Source organism: Thermococcus sp. (assembly GCF_015523185.1).
In the GTDB taxonomy this organism is placed as follows: Archaea; Methanobacteriota_B; Thermococci; order Thermococcales; family Thermococcaceae; genus Thermococcus.
The window spans coordinates 1-5540 of the sequence record NZ_WAKV01000044.1 but is presented as its reverse complement, the minus strand read 5'-3'; the positions used below and the strand labels follow the sequence as shown (position 1 = coordinate 5540).

Sequence of the window (5540 nt, the reverse complement as noted above, 5' to 3'; positions counted from 1 at the left end):
GGTGAAACGTCAGCGTCCCGTTGCAGTAGTGGAATAACCCTCGTACAGGCCAAAGGTCGCACAGCCGTTTTATCAATCCTACCCCAGCCGGGAATAACAGGACATAGACAACTCGGGTCATTCATCTGGAAGGGCCTGCTCCAAGCAACTTCCGTCCCGTTCAGAATCATGACGTAGCCTGACATCGGAGAACCATCCGGCAGGGGACGTTCAAAGCCCATCAACACGTAACTGCCGTTTGAAACCAGAAACGCGTTCATGAGCGGAAGGAAACTCCGTCCAAGGTCGAACTTTTTAACCGTACCCTCCCTGTCAAAGACGTAGAAGCAGTCATCCGGTGCGTAGTTTCTGAATTCAGAATATGGCCTGGGTGCGGTCTGATAAACGAAGGACATAGAGGTAGTGTCTCGTGTTAGTTATCAGAACCTCCGGAACGGCGTTCCGTTTTCCTTAATCCCGTATCTTCCCCCGTCGTAAGTCCAAGCGTAGCTAGGGAATGTGAGGTTCCAGAGAGGTTTCCCATCGTAACTGCAAGCTCTCAGAACAACAACCGGGACCTCTGCGGTTAAGTTGCCTGTACTCACGTTGGTTCTGCCGTAGACGTCAACGTTGAACTTCACGAAGGGAACCATTCTCACCTCGCTCTCATTCCCAACGGCAACGAAGCCCCAGTTGAAGAAAAAGACCTCGCTCGCGTTAGTGAGGTACGTTGAGTTTTTGACTTTAACCGCGAAGCTCTCTCCTGTTTTGTAGACCAGAGTGCCGTTGAAGGCACTCACCTGTTCCAGACCAGCCAGGGGGCCGTATTCCCGGAGGGGGCAGATAGAAAGAGAGATTTCCCGGGCCTTTCATTCCTTTCCAGGCTCTGGCTCAAAACGAAGGTAAGAACTAGTGTAAGAGCAACGACAACGGCGAGGATAACCCTTCTTCCAGACACAACACTACCGGAAGAATATGACAGTCGAGGGTTATAATTTTTTCTCCAAAAAGTTGTCAAAAGGAAGTCAGCCCTTCAGGAAAGCCTCAACTAAATTCCTCGTCTCGTTGAGAGCCTCAAGGGGAATCCCCTTCGGAAGCCCTCCGATTTCTCCTTTAACGTCCTTTAGAACGCCTTTCCCAGCTCCAAGGAACATTCCCTCGCTCACTATCCCCCTGAAGTTCGCCGGCGGGAGTAACGCGACCGCCACGCGGTTTCCTTCCTTAACGCTCAAATCGTTCGTCACTACGGTAATCGCTCTGTCTCCTATGTTGACGTTCGTGACCAAAAGCCTGTCAGCGTTCGGATGTTTGGCAACACTCATGACCTCGCCGACCTTTATGTCCACCGCTATTACAGGGTCGTTTATCTTCCCCAGGGCCAAGCGTTTGTCGAGGCCGAGTATCGTGTTCAGGAAGAAGCGGATTTTGGCAACCTGCTCCTCAACCTTCTCCCTTTCATCTTTGGAGGCGTTGCTTATGAACTTGTGGTGCCAGTCCTCGCCACCCAAAGCCTCGACTATTTCAAGGGCCTTCTCCTTAAGGGACTTCATCTGAGGTGTTTCGATGAGTTCCTTAGGTTCAATGTAGGAATAACGCATCGCCTGTATCTCGGGCAACATTTCCTTGCCGAGCTTTATCGCTCTCTTCTTGTCCCAGTGCCCCTTGAACTTCGCGCCCTCAATCGTCTTCAGAAAGAGCTCTATCGCCTTCTCCGCCACGAGTAAGCGGTAATCCTTGCTCGTGTCCCACATCTTCATCACCTTCTACTGCCTTTAAAACCCGTCTCTTAACGCTTTCGTCCTTTATACCTTCCGCTATCGAGCGGGCTTTGGCAGAATCACCCCGCCTTGCGTAGGCGAGTGCAATTTCTCCAAGCAGTTCCGATGTAAGGCCAACGTCCTTAACCACGCCGGCCAGGATTAAGGGCTCTTCAAGATGACCAATCTTGAGCAGTCTCATCGCTATCGAGAAAATCTCCCCATCCATCGGTCGGAATTTGCCTATGAGGATTAGGTCAAGGGCTTCGTTGAAGACCTTTCTCGCAAGGTATGGTCTCTCGTGGAGGAAGAGCCAGTAACTGAGGTGGAGCATCTCAACGGCCCTCTCCTCGAGGGGAAGGAAGCGCATCACTTCTATTGCCCTCTCAATGTCTCCTTTTTCTATCAGCTCAGCAACCACAGGCCGGCCGTGTTTGAGAACGCTTTCTATTAGGGCTATCTTCTCCGCCAGATGCTTCGCCTGAAGTTTGAAGAAAAGGGAATCGTAGATGTCCCTTGCCAGTTTGTAGAATACCAGAGCCTTCTCGTTTGGAATCTCGTCGGCGCTCTTTTCGATAATCCTTGCAACCCTCCTGAGGGTTTCGAGGGCCCGTGAGGAAAGCCCCCTCGAACGCTGTATTTCATCAACCGCCTCGGCAAAAAGGATGTAAGCATCACTGTATCTGTCGGCCAAAACGAGGTTCCTGGCTATTCCAGCAAGGGCCTCTCCCCTCAGCATTGGCGATGAGAGTGATTTTGCAAAGAAAACGGCCTTTTCGAAGTAGAAAGAACCCCCTTCCTCACGGTTTAGTAGGTAAAACGCCCTGCCAACGAAAGAATAAGCGATTGCCTTCTCATACGTCCCAGAGACTTCCTCAAGTGATTCAAGCATTTCAGATAGGACTTCCTCCCTTGGAAACTCAGTTATGACCAAGCTTAGTGCGAGAATCCTTTGTAGGGGGTCCACAATTGAACGCGCCCTTTCAAGGGCCCCCTTGAAGTCGCCGATTTTTATCCTCTCCTTTACTGCCTCCACAGAAACCACCAGACAAAAGGTGTAGAACCAAAACCTAAAAAGGGTTACCCCTTCATCTTTTTATCCCAGTTCTCGAGCATCTTGTCGAGGGCGAGCAGACTATTTAGCCTGAGACGAACCTTCTTGTTCTTCCAGTCAATCGAGCCCTTAAACTCGTTGAGTAGCTCGAAGACTTTCTCAGCCTCTTCCCTCGGGAGATACTTTCCGTAGAACTCCTCACCGCAGTGGGGGCACTTAAAGACAAAGTTCTCTAGGGTTTTGAGGAAAAGCTCCCAGTCTGTTAAAACCTCCTTGGCGTTTTCAATGGTCAGCATCTGCTCAACGAGCTCAGCCCAGTCGAGGGGCTTGCCGCAGAGGGGACACTTTGCCATCACTCCACCTCCCTCAAAAACTTCTCTATCTCCTTCAGGATTAATTTTATCGCCTTATCAAGGTTGGCCTTACCGTTTGCTCCGGCGGCCCCTGCGTGCCCACCGCCTGAGCCCTCTATGATTGGCCCGACCTTCTCCATTATCTTCCCCAGGTGAAGGCCCTTCTTAACGAGGCTTTCCTTTGCTCTGGCCGAAATCCTCACACCGTTTTTCTCGCTCCCAACGATTGCTATATCGGCACCAAGCTGGAGAAAGACCTTGCAGGCGTATGACTCATAGGCGGAAACCTTTGAGATTGCTATCACATACCTCCGGAACTTCCTGATTTCCAGCCTCTGGCAGGCCTTCAAAACGGCCATTCTCTTTGCGTTGTCGGTGTTTTCATCAGTAACTGGAGCAACAAGCTGGGATATCTCACCCATCTGAATAGGGAAGAGCTCAAGCATCTCCGAAACTGCTTTGAATGTTTTCGCGTTGGCGAAGCGGAAGTTGGCGGTATCTGTAACAACCCCAGCGAGAAGGACCTTAACGCTCTCCTCATCAGCAAAGCGGAAGTACTTGAAGAGTTCCCACACTATCTCGGCCGTTGAAGTCCTCGAGGAGTCAATAATAGCTATGTCCGCCTTAATCGGCCTCTCCTTCTCAACGTGGTGGTCTATGAGCACGACGGTTTTCCCCTCTGGAATTTCAATAGGCTCAAGCTGTTCAATTGAAGAAGTGTCGAATATGACAATAACGTCCTCCTCAACCCGGGGGTTTTTCTCGACGGGAACGGGAGAAAAAGTCAGGAGTCTCTTTGCATAGGAAGAAACACTCTGGGCCACGCCAATCCTGATTTTTTTGACACCAATTGACCTCAGGTAGCGGGCAAAAGCTATGGCTGAACCCAAGGAATCGGGATCTGCGTTATGATGGCAGAGGAGGAGAAAAGACTTGTTCCTTGATTTCTCAAGAAATCGCTTGAGCTTAATTTTTCCCTTCATCCCAGCTCCTCCAGAGCTTTTTCAATACGCTCTACAAAAGCTCTAGCATCTTCAACGAGTTCTTCGGCCTCCTCTTTACCCGGCCGAAACGTGGCATCATAGTCAGCTCTCTCCCGAAGGCTTTCAGCAAGACTAAGAGCTCTCGCATAATGCTTCTCTATGGTGCCATCCGTTACGAATTCAAGTCCAAACTTTGCAATCACGCCTCTATGGCTTTTGGTAATGATTCCCCTAGCCCTGAGAAGGGCACTGGCGGCGTAGAACATTGCATAATATGCCCTACTCAGGGCATCCCTGTAAAATCCCTTCTCAAGTAAAAGCTCCGCCGCATCCAGTGACTCATGGGCATTGTTGAGTAGAAGACTTACTTCATCGTCCAATTAGAACCCCCTCCCTTTGGATGTTCCTGTAAAACGCGGTGTTAAGGCTCTTCATTAGCTCAAACTCTTCAAGGCTTATAACTTTGGCCGAGACGTAGACACCGTATTCAGTGAGGTAATCAACGACAACGTCAGAAACTTTTTTCTGAGCCTCCCACGCGTTTCCTTCAACAACTACAAGGACATCAACGTCACTGTTCTCGCTATAATCTCCCCTCGCAACAGACCCAAAGAGAACTATCTCTCTAATTGAGTCTCCTAAAAGCTTTTTAACGTCCTCTGCAAAGCGCCTTGCCACCTCTTGATAATCCATCCTCCTCACCGTATAAATTTAGACTTTGGAAGTTTAATCCTTTGTGGCAAGTGTTTTTAGTTTCTTCTCAACGGCTTCGTAGGCCTTCTCAAGAGCCTCATGGACGAGGGAATCAACGTCAACTCTAACGAAGACCGGAACCTCAAGGTAGACTTCAATTTCAAGGTCGAGTGTCTCATCGCGGTTTATCCTTGTCGTCACCTCTATGTCCTTGACGTCGCTCCTGTTCAGGGAATCGAAAACGTGCTTTATTATAACCTTCTGTGCCAGCTCGCCGATTTCAACGAGCTGTTCCTCGCTCAGCTCAGGAAGGCCAATGTGGACAACTCCCCTCCGCTCCATCGCCATCACCGGGGGTAGAAAAGAGAAATCAGCCCGCGGTCGGGCGGATTGCGCTCTGTATCTTGGCGGTTAACTCCTTGAGCTTTTCGTTGAGCTTCTTCTCCTGCCTCTCCAGAGCGCTTAAGCGGACTTCAAGGGTTTCAACTTTCTCCTTGAGCTCTTCCACCGCCTTGCTTTTCTCTGTCTTGACGATGAGCGTTCCTATAGTCTTGTAGATGACCGCATCGTCGGGGAGCTTCTCAATTTCCTCCAAAGCTTTCTTGGCTTCGTTTAGCTCGAGCTGAACCTTCTGCTTCTGCTGAACGAGGAGCTGGAGCTGCTGCTGGTAGCTCTCAAGCTGGGCGAGCATGGACTGAACCTGGGGCGGAATGCTCTGCAT

Annotated in this window: 9 protein-coding genes and 1 pseudogene; all 10 read right to left on the bottom strand. The window is 50.2% G+C overall.

Features of this window, described 5'->3' with window-relative positions; translation table 11 throughout:
- Nucleotides 1-395: pseudogene (locus F7B33_RS04855) on the bottom strand (hypothetical protein); the annotation flags it as partial.
- Nucleotides 396-419: 24 nt separating this feature from the next.
- Nucleotides 420-779, bottom strand: a complete 360-nt coding sequence (locus F7B33_RS04850; RefSeq protein WP_297073479.1) for a hypothetical protein — start codon at nucleotides 777-779, stop codon at nucleotides 420-422.
- Between the two features lie 225 nt (nucleotides 780-1004).
- On the bottom strand, nucleotides 1005-1730 hold the full coding sequence (locus F7B33_RS04845) for a tRNA-binding protein (protein ID WP_297073482.1): 726 nt from the start codon (nucleotides 1728-1730) through the stop codon (nucleotides 1005-1007).
- Complete coding sequence (locus F7B33_RS04840; RefSeq protein WP_297073476.1) at nucleotides 1657-2781, bottom strand: tetratricopeptide repeat protein; 1125 nt, start codon at nucleotides 2779-2781, stop codon at nucleotides 1657-1659. Before F7B33_RS04840 ends, F7B33_RS04845 begins: the two co-directional genes overlap by 74 nt.
- Nucleotides 2782-2816: 35 nt before the next feature.
- Nucleotides 2817-3143: a hypothetical protein gene (locus F7B33_RS04835; protein WP_297065911.1), complete on the bottom strand. Its 327-nt coding sequence runs from the start codon at nucleotides 3141-3143 to the stop codon at nucleotides 2817-2819.
- Nucleotides 3143-4126 (bottom strand): bifunctional oligoribonuclease/PAP phosphatase NrnA, encoded by a 984-nt coding sequence (locus tag F7B33_RS04830; RefSeq protein WP_297073474.1) that lies wholly within the window; start codon nucleotides 4124-4126, stop codon nucleotides 3143-3145. The genes F7B33_RS04835 and F7B33_RS04830 overlap by 1 nt, the downstream gene beginning before the upstream one ends.
- On the bottom strand, nucleotides 4123-4506 hold the full coding sequence (locus tag F7B33_RS04825) for a HEPN domain-containing protein (RefSeq protein ID WP_297065917.1): 384 nt from the start codon (nucleotides 4504-4506) through the stop codon (nucleotides 4123-4125). The genes F7B33_RS04830 and F7B33_RS04825 overlap by 4 nt, the downstream gene beginning before the upstream one ends.
- On the bottom strand, nucleotides 4496-4819 hold the full coding sequence (locus tag F7B33_RS04820) for a nucleotidyltransferase domain-containing protein (protein WP_297065923.1): 324 nt from the start codon (nucleotides 4817-4819) through the stop codon (nucleotides 4496-4498). The genes F7B33_RS04825 and F7B33_RS04820 overlap by 11 nt, the downstream gene beginning before the upstream one ends.
- Nucleotides 4820-4852: 33 nt before the next feature.
- Nucleotides 4853-5161, bottom strand: a complete 309-nt coding sequence (locus F7B33_RS04815; protein WP_297073480.1) for a DUF3194 domain-containing protein — start codon at nucleotides 5159-5161, stop codon at nucleotides 4853-4855.
- Between the two features lie 28 nt (nucleotides 5162-5189).
- Nucleotides 5190-5540: prefoldin subunit beta (locus tag F7B33_RS04810; protein WP_297073472.1), on the bottom strand; the 351-nt coding region annotated here is incomplete at its 5' end.

What these genes read in the sequence shown, in the direction of transcription:
- F7B33_RS04820 (WP_297065923.1), bottom strand. Translation starts at nt 4,819, where the DNA reads ATGGATTATCAAGAGGTGGCAAGGCGCTTTGCAGAGGACGTTAAAAAG.
- F7B33_RS04830 (WP_297073474.1), bottom strand. Translation starts at nt 4,126, where the DNA reads ATGAAGGGAAAAATTAAGCTCAAGCGATTTCTTGAGAAATCAAGGAAC.
- F7B33_RS04845 (WP_297073482.1), bottom strand. Translation starts at nt 1,730, where the DNA reads ATGTGGGACACGAGCAAGGATTACCGCTTACTCGTGGCGGAGAAGGCG.
- F7B33_RS04815 (WP_297073480.1), bottom strand. Translation starts at nt 5,161, where the DNA reads ATGGAGCGGAGGGGAGTTGTCCACATTGGCCTTCCTGAGCTGAGCGAG.
- F7B33_RS04835 (WP_297065911.1), bottom strand. Translation starts at nt 3,143, where the DNA reads ATGGCAAAGTGTCCCCTCTGCGGCAAGCCCCTCGACTGGGCTGAGCTC.